Annotated in this window: 17 protein-coding genes; 15 read left to right on the top strand and 2 right to left on the bottom strand. The window is 65.4% G+C overall.

Annotated elements, in window-relative coordinates; all coding sequences use genetic code 11:
- Nucleotides 1-5: 5 nt before the first annotated feature.
- The 10 genes from eccCb to WAN02_RS18345 all read left to right on the top strand — a co-directional run bounded on the left by eccCb (nt 6) and on the right by WAN02_RS18345 (nt 10468).
- Nucleotides 6-3431 carry a type VII secretion protein EccCb gene (gene eccCb / locus WAN02_RS18390; RefSeq protein WP_422265680.1) on the top strand — a complete coding sequence of 1142 codons (3426 nt, stop codon included), beginning with the start codon at nt 6-8 and terminating at the stop codon, nt 3429-3431.
- Nucleotides 3428-4654 carry a type VII secretion-associated protein gene (locus WAN02_RS18385; protein ID WP_422265679.1) on the top strand — a complete coding sequence of 409 codons (1227 nt, stop codon included), beginning with the start codon at nt 3428-3430 and terminating at the stop codon, nt 4652-4654. The genes eccCb and WAN02_RS18385 overlap by 4 nt, the downstream gene beginning before the upstream one ends.
- Before the next feature lie 86 nt (nt 4655-4740).
- A complete protein-coding gene (locus WAN02_RS18380) occupies nt 4741-5067 on the top strand; it encodes a WXG100 family type VII secretion target (protein ID WP_422265678.1) in 327 nt (108 codons plus the stop codon).
- An 11-nt stretch (nt 5068-5078) separates the two neighbouring features.
- Nucleotides 5079-5384 (top strand): WXG100 family type VII secretion target, encoded by a 306-nt coding sequence (locus tag WAN02_RS18375; RefSeq protein WP_422265677.1) that lies wholly within the window; start codon nt 5079-5081, stop codon nt 5382-5384.
- Nucleotides 5385-5884: 500 nt separating this feature from the next.
- Nucleotides 5885-6226, top strand: coding sequence for a hypothetical protein (locus WAN02_RS18370; RefSeq protein ID WP_422265676.1), 342 nt, complete (start codon nt 5885-5887; stop codon nt 6224-6226).
- A 160-nt stretch (nt 6227-6386) separates the two neighbouring features.
- Nucleotides 6387-6830 carry a 50S ribosomal protein L13 gene (rplM, locus tag WAN02_RS18365; protein ID WP_422265675.1) on the top strand — a complete coding sequence of 148 codons (444 nt, stop codon included), beginning with the start codon at nt 6387-6389 and terminating at the stop codon, nt 6828-6830.
- Nucleotides 6827-7321, top strand: a complete 495-nt coding sequence (rpsI, locus tag WAN02_RS18360) for a 30S ribosomal protein S9 (RefSeq protein ID WP_422265674.1) — start codon at nt 6827-6829, stop codon at nt 7319-7321. Before rplM ends, rpsI begins: the two co-directional genes overlap by 4 nt.
- 99 nt (nt 7322-7420) lie before the next feature.
- Nucleotides 7421-8758: a phosphoglucosamine mutase gene (gene glmM / locus WAN02_RS18355; RefSeq protein WP_422265673.1), complete on the top strand. Its 1338-nt coding sequence runs from the start codon at nt 7421-7423 to the stop codon at nt 8756-8758.
- A gap of 37 nt (nt 8759-8795) precedes the next feature.
- Nucleotides 8796-9098 carry a type VII secretion target gene (locus WAN02_RS18350; RefSeq protein WP_422265672.1) on the top strand — a complete coding sequence of 101 codons (303 nt, stop codon included), beginning with the start codon at nt 8796-8798 and terminating at the stop codon, nt 9096-9098.
- 2 nt (nt 9099-9100) lie between these two features.
- A complete protein-coding gene (locus WAN02_RS18345) occupies nt 9101-10468 on the top strand; it encodes a hypothetical protein (protein WP_422265671.1) in 1368 nt (455 codons plus the stop codon).
- An 8-nt stretch (nt 10469-10476) separates the two neighbouring features.
- On the opposite strand, the gene WAN02_RS18340 is transcribed toward WAN02_RS18345, so the two are convergent.
- A complete protein-coding gene (locus WAN02_RS18340; RefSeq protein WP_422265670.1) occupies nt 10477-11319 on the bottom strand; it encodes a dienelactone hydrolase family protein in 843 nt (280 codons plus the stop codon).
- Between the two features lie 153 nt (nt 11320-11472).
- Here WAN02_RS18340 and WAN02_RS18335 point away from each other — a divergent pair, with 153 nt between their 5' ends.
- The 3 genes from WAN02_RS18335 (at nt 11473) to glmS (ending at nt 14266) form a co-directional block, all read left to right on the top strand.
- Nucleotides 11473-11718: a hypothetical protein gene (locus WAN02_RS18335; RefSeq protein WP_422265669.1), complete on the top strand. Its 246-nt coding sequence runs from the start codon at nt 11473-11475 to the stop codon at nt 11716-11718.
- A 213-nt stretch (nt 11719-11931) separates the two neighbouring features.
- Nucleotides 11932-12249: a hypothetical protein gene (locus WAN02_RS18330; protein WP_422265668.1), complete on the top strand. Its 318-nt coding sequence runs from the start codon at nt 11932-11934 to the stop codon at nt 12247-12249.
- Nucleotides 12250-12400: 151 nt separating this feature from the next.
- The gene (gene glmS / locus WAN02_RS18325; RefSeq protein ID WP_422265667.1) at nt 12401-14266 is read left to right on the top strand and encodes a glutamine--fructose-6-phosphate transaminase (isomerizing); all 1866 of its coding nucleotides are present in this window, start codon (nt 12401-12403) and stop codon (nt 14264-14266) included.
- On the opposite strand, the gene WAN02_RS18320 is transcribed toward glmS, so the two are convergent.
- The gene (locus WAN02_RS18320) at nt 14253-16193 is read right to left on the bottom strand and encodes a flavin-containing monooxygenase (RefSeq protein ID WP_422265666.1); all 1941 of its coding nucleotides are present in this window, start codon (nt 16191-16193) and stop codon (nt 14253-14255) included. The two genes, glmS and WAN02_RS18320, sit on opposite strands and share 14 nt — an antisense overlap.
- Nucleotides 16194-16352: 159 nt before the next feature.
- Between WAN02_RS18320 and WAN02_RS18315 the strand changes: the two genes are divergently transcribed.
- Nucleotides 16353-17009 (top strand): rhomboid-like protein, encoded by a 657-nt coding sequence (locus WAN02_RS18315; protein WP_422265665.1) that lies wholly within the window; start codon nt 16353-16355, stop codon nt 17007-17009.
- A gap of 59 nt (nt 17010-17068) precedes the next feature.
- On the top strand, nt 17069-18157 hold a 1089-nt coding region (locus WAN02_RS18310), incomplete at its 3' end, for an NAD(P)H-hydrate epimerase (RefSeq protein WP_422265664.1).

The raw sequence follows: 18157 nt of genomic DNA, 5'->3' as shown, positions 1-18157 counted from the left end.
GGACCCTGGCGGGTGGTTGCCGGATGTGGGAGCGGCGAGCTTCGGACTCAGATTTTTGCGAGGTGCGAATCGGTCTTGGAACTCTGCCGCTTGCCACCCGGTTAGTCCCGCCGACCGTGGAGGCTATTACCCGGCTGGATCCGGTCGCCGTGACCGCGCTACGCCGATTTCTTCGCACCCATTCGACAGTCCCGAACGTCCCCATCACTCTCGCGTTGCGCGAAGCCGCAGCCGTGAGCGTCGGCGGCGACACGACCCACGTGCGTGCATTGTTGCGCGCGGCAATCTGTCAACTGGCAGTTATGCACAGCCCGCGGCTGGTATTGATCGCCGCCGCTGTCAGTGACGACAACAGACGATACTGGGATTGGTTGAAATGGTTGCCGCACAGTCGACATCCCCACATCAATGACGACGTCGGGCCCGTGCGGCTGGTGTATCCGTCGTTGGCGGCGGCGATCGAAGCACTCGCCGGCGTGACAACGGACCGACTGGCCGCCGATCCGGTGTTGCCGCACGTGGTGGTCGTCGTCGACGGTGACGTTGACGACGCCGAACGAGTGAACGGCGCTGCCGCCAAGGCTGTTACGACGCTGACTATCGAGGACACCGCATCTGTTGGGACACTGCGATTGCGAGTGAGTGACCGCGAAATGGCCGTTCGGACATCGATCGACCAGGAAGTAACGGCACGACCGGATGCCATGAGTTACACCGCTGCGCTGGTGTGCGCGCAAAGGCTGGCCGGCTACCGGGCAAGCGGCGTGGATACGTCCGAGCTGACGGATTGGTCGGATCTGATCGGAATAGGCGATGTCGCTTTCTTTGCGCCGGAACAATTGTGGGCCGGTAGAAGGCCTCGCGATCGGCTGCGTGTTCCGATCGGCATCACGGTTGCGGGTGCACCGGTGGAGTTGGACATAAAGGAGGCCGCCCAGAACGGAATGGGACCGCACGGGCTCTGCATCGGGGCAACGGGTTCCGGCAAGTCGGAGTTCTTGCGGACGGTCGCGTTGGGCATGATGGCCCGCCATTCACCAGAGGATCTCAACCTGGTCCTCATCGATTTCAAAGGCGGCGCAACATTCGCAGGGCTAGAGCCGGCGCCGCATGTCGCCGCCGTCATCACGAACCTGTCCGACAAGTCGGCTTTGGTCAGGCGAATGCGTGATGCTCTGACCGGCGAGATGAATCGCCGCCAAGAGCTGCTTCGCGAGGCGGGCAACGTCGACGGGATCGCTGCCTATACGAGAGCGCGGCGTAGCGGAGCTCAACTGTCACCTCTGCCGACATTGTTCATCATCGTTGATGAGTTCTCCGAATTGCTGAGTCAACATCCAGATTTCGCCGACGTCTTTGTGGCCATCGGTCGACTCGGCCGGTCGTTGGGCATGCATTTATTGTTGGCAAGTCAACGGCTTGAGGAAGGCCGACTGCGCGGCCTGGAATCGCATCTGTCCTACCGGATATGTCTAAAAACGTTGTCGATCAACGAATCGCGGATGGTGCTGGGCACGTCTGATGCATACGAGTTGCCCAGCGCGCCGGGCGCTGCCTATCTGCGTGTCGGCACCGATGGATTGATCCGCTTCCAGACTGCGTACGTGTCCGGGCCGCGCCGGGTCGACGCACAGCTTGCGGCGGGCAAGACCATCTCAGCTGAGCCAGAAGACAAGTCAGCGCCGGTCCGACTATTCGCCACCGAGCCGATCGGGCAGGTCACCGTCGCCGGCCACGCGGAGATGGATGCAGTCGAGCGTCGCACCGTCCTCCAGACCGTCGTCCAGCGGCTGTCGGGGCACCGGCCCCGGGCGCACGAAGTGTGGCTGCCACCGCTCGGAGCGGCACCGGTCTTGAGCGCCCTGCTGATCGACGGTGAACCGACGTCCCCGTTGACAGTTCCGATCGGGATCGTTGACCGCCCGTTCGAACAGTGCCGGACGCCTCTGGTCGTCGACTTGTCCGGAGCCGCAGGCAACGTCGCTATTGTCGGTGCGCCCCAATCGGGTAAGTCGACAGCTTTGCGCACGCTTATCACCGCGCTGGCAGTCACGCACGATCCGAGCGCAGCCCAGTTCTACTGTCTCGACTTCGGGGGTGGGACGTTGGCATCTCTGCGACAGTGGCCCAGCGTAGGGTCGGTCGCCGGACGTGTCGATCCCCAATTGACTCGGCGGACGATTGATTGGCTGAGCGCACTCATTCGGTCCCGCGAAATGCTCTTCCGTGACCACGAGATCGAATCGATGGCACACTATCGGCGGCTCAAGGAAAACCGGGATCCACGGTGCGATCGCTTCGGCGACGTCTTTCTGGTCGTGGACGGTTGGCCGAGCCTGATCCGGGAGCTCGAGACCGTCGAAACATCGGTCGCAGCACTTGCAGTTGAGGGTCTCTCGTATGGTGTGCACGTCGTTTTGTCAGCATCGCGTTGGGCTGAGATAAGGCCGGCGCTACGAGATCAGATCGGTACGCGAATCGAGTTGCGACTCGGTGATCCCGCGGATTCCGAACTGGATCGACGGCGGGCTCGAGAAGTTCCCGAGGGCAAGGCCGGCCGGGGACTTTCCCACGATGGACTGCACATGGTCATCGCGCTACCGAAGCTTGATAGCGAGGATTCGAACGCCGGCTCGTGTTGGCGTCGCGACGGCTGGATTGCGCCGCCGATCCCGCTCTTGCCCACGCGGGTCGACCATTGCGAGGTGATTGAGCGCGCAGGCGCGGCTGAACTCCGACCTCTGATCGGCCTGGAGGAGAGCGAATTATGGCCGGTCGTAATCGATATCGCGCAGCATTTACATCTGCTGATCCTCGGTGACAACGAGTCCGGAAAAACAGCCACGCTGCGCACCATCTGCCGTGAGCTGGTGCGGACTACTACCGGTGCGCAATGCCAATTGTTCGTCGTCGATGTGCGACGGTCGTTACTTGGCGTCGTGCAGCCCGAATCCGGACACTTTGGCGGATACCTTGCTTCCACCGATGCAGTCCGCGAGGCGGTGCCGCGCATCATCGAGCAGTTACGTCGAAGAATGCCCCCTCGAAATGCCACGCCGGTGCAATTGCGTCAGAGGTCGTGGTGGTCGGGTCCAGAGATATATGTCGTCATCGACGATTACGACCTAGTGGGCAGTGGCGGCGGCAATCCGCTGGATTTGCTGGCGGAGGTGTTGCCGCAGTCCAGAGACTTGGGATTGCACCTGTTGGTGGCACGCCGTAGCAGCGGTGCAGCCCGGGCTATGTTCGAGCCACTACTCGGCGGGCTGCGCGATGCCGGTGCCATGACGCTGCTGATGAGTGGAAACCCGGACGAGGGGTTGATGATCGGGTCGGTACGCGCATCGTCCATGCCGCCTGGCCGCGGCACCCTGATTACGAGGCGGGGTAGCCCGCAGCTGATCCAAGTCGGCTGGAGTCCGCCACCGTGAGGGCGCACATACTTGAGGTCGGCCCGAGCGCGGTCCGCCGATTATGTTGTGGGGGAGCCACTGTCGCTGACAGCGAGGCGGAAAAGACTGCTTTCGAGCATATCGACGACCCGGTAACCCTGATCGACCTTCGTCCGGTCAGCGTCGAGTCGCTGTGGCGTTCGGTGTTGGCGGCAGCCGACTGCGGTACGTCCGAAGAGGTGATCGTCGTTCACCCGTCGTGGTGGGGGCCGGATCGTATCGATGTGGTTGGCGCGGCTGCGCACGTTCTTGTTGGCCCTGTTGTGCTGCGATCGCGGTCGTGGTTGTTGACGCACGCATCTCGAGCCAAGTCTGAGCTTGCGACGTTGGTTGTCGAAATCGCTGATGATCTCGTGGTTGTGACCGGCGCCGCTGTGGCGGCCCAGACTCGCCACCGGGACCAGCACGCCGTAGTTGACGCGGTCGCGCATTCCATCCTCGCGATGATGTCGGACACCATGGATCTGGTGGTCATCGATGCTCCGAGAACGGTGCCCGGCGCCCGCACCTTGTCCGCTTTGATCACGCGAAAACTTCGTAATTCTGTTGGCAGGGTAGTCGCGCTGGAGGTCGATGACATCGGCTTGAGAAAGCTTGCCGGAGAAATTGTTCCGCTTGAAAGCCGCGCCGGCGCCGCGAGCCGGACGGCCGTTTCGGGGGATGTGCGACGCGGTGTCTGTAGGTTCGGACTGGTTCTGGCGATGATCAGTGTCGTGGTTGGCGTGGGCACGGCGATCCGTCACGCACCACCGCGCGGTCGTGACGACAACATTCCGACAACGTATGTCGTTGAAGGCCATGTTGCACTCAAGGTTCCGGCTCAATGGCCAATACGACGCGTCGTGACGGGACCCGGTTCGGCGAGGGTGCAGATCACCTCACCGTCGGATCCGGAAGTCGCGTTGCACGTGACGCAGTCGCGGGTTGCCTTGCCATCTTTGGAAGCGACCGCCGAGTTTCTCAAAAGCGCGATCGACGCTGAACCTGCTGGAGTATTCGTCGACTTCAACCCGACCGGCCACAGTGCAGATCGTCCTGCAGTGACCTACCGAGAGATCCGGTCTGGTCATGACATCCGCTGGACGGTGTGGGTCGACAAAGCTGTTCGGATCAGCATCGGATGTCAAAGTCGTCAGGGCCACGACGAGGCGGTGAACCAGGAATGCGAGGTCGCGGTCCGGTCGGCTCGGGCGTTGGAATGAATTTGGCGGGAACCAGATCGGATCAGCGGGCGTCTCATCTGTTGTTAGCGCGGCTAGGTCCGCGGCTGTTGGCAAGAGGGGATCATGTGAGCACTCCGACAGGTGGCAACGCGCTAGGCACTGACTTCGACCTCATGCGCTCGGTCGCTGCCTCCATCGATGCCCGTAATGAGGAGATTCGGGCGACGCTGCAGTCATTCATCGGTCGCATGAGTGGCGTACCGCCATCGGTATGGGGCGGGATGGCGGCATCGCGTTTCAAGGATGTGGTGCACCGGTGGAACGCGGAGTCGATGAAACTGCACCACGCGCTGCAGAGCATCGCGGAAACGATTCGCCATAACGAAGTCGCGCTGCGCGACGCGGCCGAGAATCATGCGCTTCACATCGGCGCTGCCGCCGGCAACCTGTGAGGCCACCGTCCATGGACTCGCGGCTGTCATACAACTTCGACGAGATCGAATCCTCCGTCCGGCAGGAAATCCACACGGCTTCTGCGCGGTTCAACGCTGCGTTGCAAGAGCTGAGGGCGAGCGTTGCGCCTCTGCAGGAGCTATGGACTCGGGAAGCTGCCACCGCCTATGGGGTCGAGCAGTTGAAGTGGCATCAAGCGGCCACCGCTCTCAACGAGATCCTGGTCGACCTGGGCAACGCAGTGCGCGAGGGCGCCGATGATGTCGCGGCCGCTGATCACCGAGCTGCCGGCGTGTGGGCCCAGCAGGGGCGGTAATCACCCGAAGACTCTGCGCGGTCCCGTTGGTAAGGAGAGACCGGCGGGACCGCGCAGTCATATCCGAGAGCGGAATGCGGTCATCCCGCACGTTTCTCGAGGCTTCCGGTGGCGTCGAACTGTCGGTTTGCGTAGCGCCCTCTTAGAAGCTTTTGAGCGCTGGCGCATGGCATTGCCAAGGAGTAGCGGTTGTATTACTTTGTACTACGCAAGTGAGTGTTGTATCGCAAGGCTGATTGGTCGTACCGACGCGAACATGTCGCTGAGAAGGGCCTCACCGTCGAGCAAGCGGACGAGGCCTTGGAGGACCCCGAGAGGCTGGTTATCGATCCTGATCCAAGAAGCGTTACCGGCGACAGCCTGCGAATCATTGGCTACTTGCACACGGCCCAGCAGGTGTTAACAGTCGTCGTCGTCATCCGCGACGGTCGTGTGTACGGCGCTACCACGTGGAGGGCGAATAGGCACGAGCTTCGTCTTTATAGGGGAACAGAGCGGACATGACGAAACAAGAAGCGAACGGCGACATCGCGGCCCTCATCGAAAAAGAGGTCGCGGCGATCGAAGCTGACGGCAATGCCGCAATTGCTGATTCGGCTCGGATTTCGCGGGGTAACGGCCGCAGCAAGGTTTTGCAGGTGCGACTTAATCCCGATGAGCTAGCCGAGCTTGCACGCGTCGCTACGAAGCGTGGTTTGCCGATATCGACCGTGGCGCGCGAGGCGATCATGCGACTTATTCGGCCAGAGGTCGCCCGAACCGCTGCGGCGAACCGTCTGATCGAGGACTTCGCCCGCTACGTGGCTACCCTTGGCGAGTTCGACAGCTCTGCCCCCGAATGATGCGTTTTGACCTGCGCGGATAACCCCCGGTAAGCTGCTCCGTTGGCGTGCGGTACGCCGGGACTCGGGTCAACGTCGGTCGCCGAGAAATCCCTTCCGCACACGCCTGACCGGCACCCGGGTCACCGGGATCCACCCGAGAGAAGGATAGGTAAGCGCTGTGTCCACCTACGCGCCTAAGGCGGGTGACACCACGCGGACGTGGTACGTCATCGACGCCCAGGACGTGGTGCTCGGTCGCCTTGCCGTCGCGGCAGCAAATCTGTTGCGCGGTAAGCACAAGCCGACATTCACGCCGAACACCGACGGCGGTGACTTCGTCATCATCATCAACGCCGAAAAGGTTGCCCTCAGCGGCGACAAGCAACACAAGAAGCTGGCTTACCGCCACTCGGGTTACCCCGGCGGGCTGAGGAGCCGCACGATCGGCGAGCTGCTGGACAAGCACCCCGATCGGGTCGTCGAGAAGGCGATCGTCGGGATGATCCCCAAGAACAAGCTCGGCCGGCAGATCAAGCGCAAGCTGCACGTCTACGCCGGTCCGCAGCATCCGCACGCTGCTCAGCAGCCGACTCCGTACGAGATCAAGCAGGTGGCCCAATGACAGAGACCGCAGGAACCGAGACCGAGGTCGTGGTCGAAGAAACCGTCGAGGCCGCCGAGCCCGTCGCGGCCGAAGCGCCGGCCCCGCGCGAGGACATCGTCATTGAGCGCCCGATCCAGACCGTCGGCCGCCGCAAGGAAGCCGTGGTGCGGGTCCGTCTGGTACCCGGCACCGGCAAGTTCGACCTCGACGGCCGCACCCTGGAGGCCTACTTCCCGAACAAGGTGCACCAGCAGCTGATCAAGGCGCCGCTGGTCACCGTCGATCGGGCCGAGGCCTTCGACATCTTCGCCCACCTGGACGGTGGCGGCCCCTCCGGCCAGGCCGGCGCGCTGCGCCTGGCGATCTCGCGGGCATTGATCCTGGTCCAGCCCGAGGACCGGCCCGCGCTGAAGAAGGCCGGCTTCCTGACTCGTGACCCGCGTGCCACCGAGCGCAAGAAGTACGGCCTGAAGAAGGCCCGTAAGGCGCCGCAGTACAGCAAGCGCTGATCCAGGCGGCGATCACGGCCGCGTACCGGTTGGATGGCACTCCGGCAAATCCTCATGTCGTGTGTGTGCGCGGTCACCAACTGTGAGAGGTTTGACCGTATGGGTCGACTATTCGGCACTGATGGCGTCCGCGGGGTCGCCAATCGCGAGCTCACCGCCGAGCTCGCGTTGGCCCTCGGCGCCGCAGCCGCACGGCGGCTGACCAGGTCGAACAGCGGACGGCGGCGCGTCGCGGTGATCGGTCGCGACCCCCGCGCCAGCAGCGAGATGCTGGAAGCCGCGGTGATCGCGGGCCTGACCAGTGAGGGCGTCGACACGCTGCGGGCCGGTGTGCTGCCGACCCCGGCGGTGGCCTACCTGACCCACGCCTACGACGCCGACTTCGGCGTGATGATCTCCGCGTCGCACAACCCGATGCCCGACAACGGCATCAAGATCTTCGGCCCCGGCGGGCACAAGCTCGACGACGCGACCGAAGACCAGATCGAGGACCTGGTCGCGACCGGTCCGGGGCTGCGTCCCGTCGGCGCAGAAATCGGCCGGGTGATCGACGCCGAGGACGCGCTGGACCGCTACCTCCGACAGGTCGGCAAGGCCGGCACCGTCCAACTCAACGGGCTGACCGTCGTCGTCGACTGCGCACACGGTGCCGCCTCGGCCGCCGCACCCCGTGCCTACCGCGCCGCCGGCGCGCGCGTCATCGCGATCAACGCCGAACCCAACGGCCTCAACATCAACGATCGCTGCGGCTCGACGCATCTGGACGTGCTGCGCTCGGCGGTGCTGCACCACGGCGCCGACCTCGGCCTGGCCCACGACGGCGATGCCGATCGCTGCCTGGCTGTCGATGCCGCCGGTGAGATCGTCGACGGCGACGCGATCATGGTGATCCTCGCGCTGGCCATGCAGGAGGCCGGCGAGCTGGCCGGCAACACGCTGGTCGCCACCGTGATGAGCAATCTCGGGCTGCACCTGGCGATGCGGGCGGCCGGAGTCGAGGTTCGCACCACCAGCGTCGGTGACCGATATGTGTTGGAAGAACTGCGATCTGGTCCGTTCAGCCTCGGCGGCGAGCAGTCCGGGCACATCGTGTTGCCCACGTTGTCCACCACCGGTGACGGCATTCTGACCGGTCTACGGCTGATGTCGCGGGTGGCCCAGACCGGCGCATCGCTGGCCAGCCTCGCCTCGGCGATGCACACGCTGCCGCAGGTGCTGATCAACGTCGGGGTCGCCGACAAGGTCGCTGCCATTGCGGCGCCGTCGGTGCGTGACGCGGTTCAGCAGGCCGAAGACGAACTGGGTGACACCGGTCGAATCCTGTTGCGCCCCTCCGGAACCGAACAGATGATCCGGGTCATGGTGGAAGCCGACGACGAGCACGTCGCTCACCGGCTTGCCGCCCATGTCGCCGACACGGTGCGCGCCACACACTAGGTGGAACCGCCGGGCGACGTGTCGCGTCGAACCCGGTATGGCACAACGAGACGCATTCGTCGACGCTGCAGCGGTGCACGCCGTTGCGGACCGATTCGACGACGCAGCACATCTGATCGACGGCGTGGTGCGCACCCAGTTCGGCAGGTTGGCCTTCGACGGCACCACGTCTGGGCGCGCCTACATCGGTCAGGGTGATGCGCTGCGGTTTACATTGCACCGGCTCGCCGGTGAGCTCACGCAATGGGCGCGGGCCAGTATGGAGGTCGGGGCCGCCTTGCGGGCCAGTGCTGATCGCTACGCCGACGCCGACCAACTCGCCGCCGCACGGATCGGCTGACAGTGGCCGACCGGTTCGATGTCAGCGCGCGGCTGGCCGAGGGGAGGCCCGCGATCGAGCACACTCAGACCTACGTCGACGCATGCCACCAGCTGGGCTATCAGCAGCCCGACCTCACCGCGCACACGTCACAGGTTTGGGACTGGTACGACTCCGAGGTGGGGCTTGACCTGCGGGTACTCGACGACGACTCTGGCGCGCTCCGGGCTGCGGTGAACGCGATCGAGGAGGCGCTGTGGGTGCAGCGCACACAGGTCACCGAGCTCGCGGTCGCGTGGCGGGGTTCGGGCGCGGACACCGCGACGCGGTTTCTCCAGCGTCACTGCGATGTCGCGGCCGAGGTGGCCGTACATGTCAACGCTGCTGCTGAGCGCTACGCCGCCTTGCGCGACGACGTGTGGAAGTCGGTCGACGCCAAGGTCGCAAACGCGGTCGCGATCGATGAGCGCCGAGCAGCGGAGCGGTCGTCCTGGCTCGCCGCTTGCCACTCCATCACGGCGGGGACGGGGGACCGGTCGACGGCCGAAGAGGTGGTTGGTCAGCAGGTTAAACCCTATGTGGACAATGACATTCGCCACGACTGGCTCGCTGCGATGGGCGCCGGCTCGGCGTCGGTGGCGGCGTCCTATGACGAGGCCATCCACGCGTTGGCGTCGACATCCGAAGTGCGTTTCGATATTCCGGGCGACTTCGGCCCGAGTTGGCAACCAGCCTTCGAGGAGCGTCCAGGCACCCACACGACGCCGGCGATGTCCTTGCCGCCCGAGCCGGCGCCGACCGTGCCTGCCGCGGCGCCGGCTACGCGGACACCGACAAGTCCAGAGCCGCGGGCACTTTCGACGGACGGGATCGACGATGCGGCACCGATGTCGGCCGATTGGGCGGGACCGCTTGGCGATGCCGGCGGGTTGTCCACCGGTGCAGGCAATCTCGGCGGACTTGGCGGGGTCGGGGGCGGCCTTGGTGGTGTCGTCGGAAGCATCGTCGACAGTATCGGCAGCATTCTCGGCTCATTGGCCGGCGGGCTCGGCGCTGGCTCCGGGTCTGGCCCTTCCCCGGCCGATGACGTGCTGACCGGTGACCCGCTAGACCTGGACAACGACGACAAGCAGGACGACACAGACACCGACGATGAGGCCGAGCCGGTCAGCGTCGATGACGCCAAAGCGGCCGACCAGCCGGCCGATCCGGTCACCCAAAATCCGCCAACGACAAGCGATTCCGCGGCCGAACCGGTCGGGCAGCCACTCGATCCGCCGCCACCTGCTACGCCACCGGATGATCAGCCCGCGCCGGCTGCGGCGCCGCACACTGATGGCTCGACACCGTGTGAGATCGCCGAGGATGAACTACCCCAAGTTGGGCAGTGACGCCACGCTCAGCCCTTGAGCAGGGCGACGAACTTCTCCTCGGGGCTCAGCGGCGCGGCCTCGTCTCCCATCGGGAGGGTCCTGGGAAGTTGCACGTCGGGGTCGGCGAAGTCGCGATATGTCTTGTCGCCGGTCAGCGCATACAGCAGGTAGCCGGTCAGCAGCGCACGGGTCGTCTTCTGCGTCTTACGGTCCGGGGCGCCGAGGCCGAACGCGGTCGTCAACCGACGACCCTCGGCCAGCCCGGTGGGCTGTGCTTTGGCGACAATGCGCAGCGTCGCGGTGTCCCACGCTTGCCAGAGTTCAATGGCGTTGGAGCGCAGTGCTTTTGCAGATCCTGGAGCGCTGAAGACGACGCCGGGCACGTCGAGCGTCGAGGCCGGCTGCTCGGCCGGCGGGTTGGTGATGGTCGGGTAAAGGGCGGCAACCGCTTGGGGTTTGGCCTTCATCCCGGCGGCGGCGAACACCGCTGCCGAGCCGCCGAAGCCGTGACCGATCACGCCGAGCTTGGCGGGATGCACGCTGATCTGGCCCGGCCCGAGTCGCACTCCGGCGGCGATATCGAGCGCGGTGCCCAGGTCGAAGGCCAGGTTCAACACCGACGGCGCCACCCCGCGCTCGGTGTCGGGTGCCGCCGCGACGATGCCCCACGACGCCAGGTGCTCCAACAGACCCGTATAGCGCGCGACCCCGGTGAGCCAGTCGTGGCCGAACGCCACGCCGGGCAAATTGAAACCGGAATCGGGCGTGTAAACCACGCCGGATAGTCCCGCGAAGGCCAAGTCGCCGCGCAAAACTCGGTGCGGCCCACGTCGCGCGAGGGCGCCGACGAGCTTGCTGGTCTTTGCCACCCGATGACGGTATCGCACGCCGGCACCGGTCCGATTGCCTTGCCGCACGGGCGCGCCAGCCGATATCAAGCTGATTGACAGCAAGTCGCCAGCTAACACGCCCAGAAGGGACGTTTCAGCGGTTGGACGAAGTGGTACGACGGTGCCATGAATATGAAACGAATCGCAGCCGCCACAGCCATCAGCGCGGGCTTGGGTCTAGCCGGTATCGGCGCGGCGAGCCTGGCCGAAGCCCAGCCGAGCGCCCCGTTGCCCGATTACCACTGGTGCCCGGGGCAGTTCTGGGACCCGGGCTGGGGCAACAACTGGGACGGGGGCCGCTGTCACGACGACTTCTACTTCGACGGTGAGCCGCACGACCAGGGCCACTGGCACGGCTATGGCCCGTGGCATCCGTGAGCCGACCAACGATTCGGTAAGTGCAGCCGTCCCTTTCGGGGCGGCTGCCCTATTTGGTGGCCGCTTCGCAGACCAGGCCACTTACGCCATCGTCAACGCCCGGTTGCCCTCGGTATTGAATCCCATTCAATACCAAAGATATTCACAGGAAGACATAAGAAATTCTGCGGGCTAAAGGTTTAGCTGGAGGGCCCCGGGTGGTACGAAGAACGGGTGATAAACATCAAACGAATCGCAGCTGCGACTGCCATCGTCTCGGGTCTCGGACTTGCCGGCGCTGGCGCGGCGAGCGTCGCTGAGGCCCAGCCGATGGCCCCGCTTCCGGACTACCACTGGTGTCCAGGGCAGTTCTGGGACCCGGGCTGGGGCAACAACTGGGACTGGGGCCGCTGCCACGATGACGGCTTCTTCGATGGCGAACCGCGTGACGGCGGCCACTGGCACGGCTACGGCCCTTGGCAGGGTGGCCCACCACCGGGCGGTCCGGGCTGGGGCCCGGAAGGCCCCGGTTGGGGTCACCCCGGCTGGTGAGCCAGTAGTCACCGCCCTCGAATAGATCAACAAATAGCCGACCTCGTGCAGGTCAGCAGCGTGCAGCCGACCCAGTTGGGGCGGCTGCACTGCCTTGTCGGGACCCTTGGTGGGCGTCTCGGGCGGCCAGACTGCACTACCCTGGTGGGCTATGTGCGGAATCGTCGGCTACGTCGGGCATCAGCCCGCCCTGGGCGTTGTCGTCGACGCGCTGCGCCGGATGGAGTACCGCGGCTACGACTCGTCGGGCGTAGCGCTGGTCGCCGGGGATGGGAAGCTGACGGTCCGTCGGCGCGCCGGCCGGTTGGCCAACCTGGAGAGCGCGCTCGCCGCGACCGACCCCGCCGCGCTGGCCGGCAGCACCGGCCTGGGGCACACCCGCTGGGCCACGCATGGACGTCCCACCGACCGCAACGCTCACCCACACCGCGACGCGGCGGGCAAGATCGCCATCGTCCACAACGGCATCATCGAGAACTACGCGACTCTGCGCCACGAGCTCGAGGCAGCCGGCGTCGAGTTTGCCAGCGACACCGACACCGAGGTCGCCGTCCACCTGGTCGCCCACGAGTACCACCACGGCGAGACAGCGGGCGATTTCACCGCTTCAGTGCTGGCCGTGCTGCGCCGCCTCGAGGGCCACTTCACCGTGGTGTTCGCCAACGCCGACGAGCCCGGGACGATCGTCGCGGCGCGCCGGTCCACGCCGCTGGTGGTCGGCATCGGCGACGGCGAGATGTTCGTCGGCTCCGACGTCGCCGCCTTCATCGGACACACTCGCGAGGCGGTCGAGCTCGGCCAGGACCAAGCCGTCGCGATCACCGCCGACAGCTACCGGATCACCGATTTCCACGGCAACGAGGACGTCGAATACCGCGAGTTTCATATCGACTGGGACTTGGACGCCGCCGAAAAGGGTGGCTACGAGTACTTCATGCTCAAAGAGATCGCCGAGCAGCCCACCGCGGTGGCCGACACCCTGGTCGGGCACTTCGTGGACGGCCGCATCGTGTTGGACGAGCAGCGGCTTTCCGATCAGGAACTGCGCGAGATCGACAAGGTTTTCGTCGTTGCCTGTGGCACCGCTTACCACTCCGGGCTGCTGGCCAAATACGCGATCGAGCACTGGACCCGGCTGCCCGTCGAGGTGGAGCTGGCCAGCGAGTTCCGTTACCGTGACCCGGTCCTGGACCGCAGCACGCTGGTGGTTGCGATCTCCCAGTCGGGGGAGACCGCCGACACCCTGGAGGCCGTGCGGCACGCCAAGGAGCAGAAGGCCAAGGTCTTGGCGATCTGCAACACCAACGGCTCGCAGATCCCACGGGAATGCGATGCGGTGCTTTACACCCGCGCCGGCCCGGAAATCGGTGTGGCGTCGACGAAGACGTTCCTGGCCCAGATCGCCGCGAACTACTTGGTCGGACTCGCGCTCGCGCAGGCCCGCGGCACCAAGTACCCCGACGAGGTCGAACGCGAATTCCGCGACCTGGAGTCGATGCCCGATCTGGTGGCCCGCGTGATCGCCGAGATCGCGCCGATTGCCGAGCTGGCCCATCGGTTCGCCCAGGCGTCGACGATCCTGTTCCTCGGCCGCCATGTCGGCTACCCGGTGGCGCTGGAAGGCGCGCTGAAACTCAAGGAACTCGCCTACATGCATGCCGAGGGCTTCGCCGCCGGTGAGCTCAAGCACGGTCCGATCGCACTGATCGAAGACGGTCTGCCGGTGATCGTGGTGATGCCCTCACCGAAGAGCTCGGCGATGCTGCACGGCAAGTTGTTGTCCAACATCCGCGAGATCCAAACGCGTGGCGCGGTCACCATCGTCATCGCCGAGGAGGGCGACGACACCGTTCGCCCGTACGCGGATCACTTGTTCGAAATCCCAGCGGTATCAACGCTTTTACAGCCGCTGCTGTCGACGATTCCGCTGCAGGTGTTCGCCGCCTCGGTGGCGCAGGCCCGCGGCTACGACGTCGACAAGCCCCGCAACCTGGCCAAGTCGGTCACCGTCGAGTAGCCCTGCTCCGCGTGATGAACGCGGACCAGTCCGGCTCGCGGGTTGCCGACCAGTATTCGTTGAGCCGCCACGGGCTGACGGTGTGGATCTCGCCGTCCGAGTTCTTGAAGTAGGAGTGCTTGACCGCCGGGTGTGACCACACCATCTGCTTGATTTCGTGCTGGGTGCGTCGATGCCAGTCGGCCGCCGCTTCGGCGGTTGGTTCGATTGAATGCACCGCCGGCTCAGCAAGTTTCGCCAAGCAACTGTTGATGTAGCGCATCTGCAGCTCGGAGTTGAAGATCAGGCTGCCGCCGTGGGCCAGATGCGCGCCGGGCCCGTAGATGACGAAGAAGTTCGGGAATTGCGGCACGGTAATACCCAGGTAGGCGAACGGCCTGTTGCCCCAGACGCTGTGTAGGTCGGCACCGTCGCGGCCGGTGATGCTCATCGGCCACAGCACGTCGGTGTGCCGAAAACCGGTGGCGTAGACGATGATATCGACGTCGTGGGTTTCGCCGTCCTCGGTGATGACGCCGTCGGCGGTGATCTCCCGGATCGGCGTGCGGACCAGGTCGATGTTGTCGCGGCGCAACGTACGCAGCCAGGTGCCGTCGTCCTGCAGCGTCCGCTTGCCGGTGGCCGGATAGTCCGGAAGCACCTTGGCCAGCAGCTCCTCATCGCCGTCCACCTGGGTGGTGATCCAGTCGGTGAACATCAGGCGGGCAACGGCGTTGATCTCGCTGACCGCGTAATCCTGGTTGGCGTAAGCCGGGTCGACCCGCGCCGCATCGAGCCCCTTGTCGGACCCGGGCCACAGCACCAGGAATCGGTACCAGCGCGCGTAGAACGGCAGGTGGTCCATCGCCCAGCGCACGCCGTCGCCGACTTCCTCGTGATACATCGGGTTGGGAAACATCCACTGTGCGGTGCGCTGGAACACCGCCAGGTGCTCGACTTCGTCGGCAATGGCCGGCGCTATCTGAAACCCGCTGGCGCCCGCACCGATCAGCGCGACGCGCTTTCCGGTGACGTCGACCGAGTCGTCCCACCTTGCCGAATGAAACGACGGCCCGCGAAACGTTTTCGCGCCCTCGAACTCTGGGATGTGTGGACGGTTGAGCTGGCCGACCGCGGTGATGACGGCGCGGGCCTGCATCTCAGTGAGACCCTCGTCGTCCTCGCGCATGGTGACGGTCCACATGCCGTCCTCGTCGTCCCACTCGGCGGCGACGACTTCGGTCTGCCAGCGCACATGGTCGTTCAGGCCGTGCTTGGCCATCAGGCGGGTGAAGTAGCTCTGCAGCTCGGGTTGTTCGGCGAAGAAGTGCGACCACTCGTTGCTGGGCTCGAAGCTGTAGCAGTAGAAGTGGTTGGCAACGTCGACGCGCGCCCCGGGATAGCTGTTCTCCCACCATGTTCCACCTGGGCCCGGGTTCTTCTCCACGATGGTGAACGGAATGTTGGCCTGCTGCAACCGAATACCGGCCAAAATTCCCGATTCGCCGCAGCCGATGACGACCACCGGCACCTGCGCGGCAAGGTCGGAGTCCAGCGGAGCCGGCCGGCGCGGGTCGACGCCCTGGAGGTCCATCTCCTCGGCGAGCAGCGCCAGGTAGTCGTCGGGCACACTTTCGCAGACCGCCCAGTCCATCATTTCCCTGATCAGCTCGGCCGGCAGCGGGGCCGGCTCGGGGCAGCCGCGGTCGCGATAGTCGGTGATCACCGGAAGCGCCTCGGCCCGTGCCCGCCCTTTGTCTTCGTCGGACATGAAGCCCTGGACCTCGTTGAGAAAGATCCCGGCCGGTTTGAACTCGCGGATGAAGTGTGGGTCGCCGGTGATGTGCACCAGCGACAGCAGCAAAGTCGGGATGCTGACCTGCTCGAGCGCGGCGGCAATGTCGGTGCTGGAGGTGGTGAAAGGTTGGCCCGCGTAGCGGCTGCGCACCAAGAGAGTCCTTTCGCATCATCGCTGAGCGCCTGCGGCGGAAGCCCGGATTACGATACGCAGGGTTTCGTAATTGGTTTTCAACCATACGCGGGGCGTGGTAGCGGATCAAGGGGTCCATCCCGGGGATCGGGGCTGCGCCGTGCCACGGTGAACCACATGGAAGACGTTTCGCTGGGCACGCGACTACGAAGCCGGCTGGCCGCGGCGTGGCGGTTCGTGCGAACCGCGCCGTTGACCTATCTGTGGCTGGCTGTGCTGCTGGGCACCACGATCCGTCAGCTTCAGGCGGGTCGCCACCTGCATCGCCTGCTGGTGCATGCATCGACCAATATTCATGACTTGGCTACCGACCCGCTGCATGTGCTGTTCGAAAGCCTGCTGTGGATCGACGGCCGATCCTGGACGCCGTATCTCTTGCTGTTCACCCTGTTCCTGGCGCCCGCGGAGCATTGGCTCGGTCAAATGCGTTGGCTCGCCGTCGGATTGACTGCTCACGTCGGCGCAACATATATCAGCGAGGGCTGGCTGTACCTGGCGATTCAGTCTCACCGCGCGCCGGAGCGACTGGTCCACGCCACCGATATCGGGGTGAGCTACTTTCTGGTCGGCGTGATAGCGGTGCTGGCCTATCGCATTGCCCGGCCATGGCGATGGGCCTATCTCGCGGTGTTGATCACCGTCTTCGTCGTCTTGCTGATCACGCAGTTCAACTTCACTGCGATCGGCCACTTTTCGGCGGTTTTCGTCGGGTTGCTGTTCTACCCGCTGACCCGACCGCGGCCGGCTACTTCCGGGTCGCGCTCAGGTAGCTGATTCCGGCGTAATTCCTGGCTTCGTCGTCGCTGGGCGTCGAGGCAAGTAATCTGGGCACAATGCGGCACTACTACTCGGCTGACGCGATCCGCGAGGCCGAAGCGCCGCTGTTGGCCAGCCTGCCCGACGGTGCGCTAATGGCCCGTGCTGCCTACGGATTGGCCACCGCGATCATCGGCGAGTTGGTCGCCCGCACCGGCGGGGTTGTCGGGCGGCGGGTGTGCGCCGTGGTCGGCTCGGGCGACAACGGCGGCGACGCGCTCTGGGCGGCAACGTTCCTGCGGCGCCGCGGGGTGGCCGCCGACGCGATACTGCTCAAACCGGATCGCACCCACCAGAAGGGTCTGGCCGCCTTCCGCCAATCCGGCGGCCGGATCGTCGACAGCGTCGCCGCGACAACCGATCTCGTCATCGATGGCGTCGTCGGTATCTCGGGGTCCGGGCCGCTGCGGCCAGACGCGGCCGACGTCTTCGCGGCGGTCGATGCCGCAGCGATCCCAGTCGTCGCCGTCGACATCCCCAGCGGCATCGACGGCGCTACCGGCGCGATCACCGGGCCAGCCGTCCGCGCCGTGCTGACCGTGACGTTCGGCGGCCTCAAGCCCGTGCACGCGCTGGCCGACTGCGGACGGGTGAAGCTGATCGACATCGGCCTCGAACTGCCCACCACCGACGTCTTCGGCTTCGACGCGGCCGACGTCGCGGCGCGCTGGCCGGTGCCAGGGCCGCACGACGACAAGTACACCCAGGGCGTCATCGGCGTGATGGCCGGCTCGTCGACCTATCCGGGTGCCGCGGTGCTGTGCACCGGCGCCGCCGTGGCGGCGACCTCAGGGATGGTTCGCTACACCGGCAGCGCCCACAGTGACGTGCTTGCGCACTGGCCCGAAGTGATCGCCTCGCCCACCCCGGCCGCCGCGGGGCGAGTCCAGTCCTGGGTCGTCGGACCGGGACTGGGCACAGACGAAACCGGCGCTGCCGCACTGTGGTTCGCCTTGGAGACCAACCTGCCGGTGCTGATCGACGCCGACGGGCTGACCATCCTTGCGGCGCATCCCGACATGCTCGCGTCCCGTCGCGCGCCGACCGTGCTGACGCCGCACGCCGGCGAATTCGCCCGACTGGCCGGCGCGCCACCCGGCGACGAC

Origin of the sequence: Mycobacterium sp., assembly GCF_049281135.1 — a bacterium.
Lineage (GTDB): Bacteria > Actinomycetota > Actinomycetes > Mycobacteriales > Mycobacteriaceae > Mycobacterium.
Note: the sequence above shows the minus strand (reverse complement) of the source record. Positions and strands in the feature narration are given on the sequence as shown.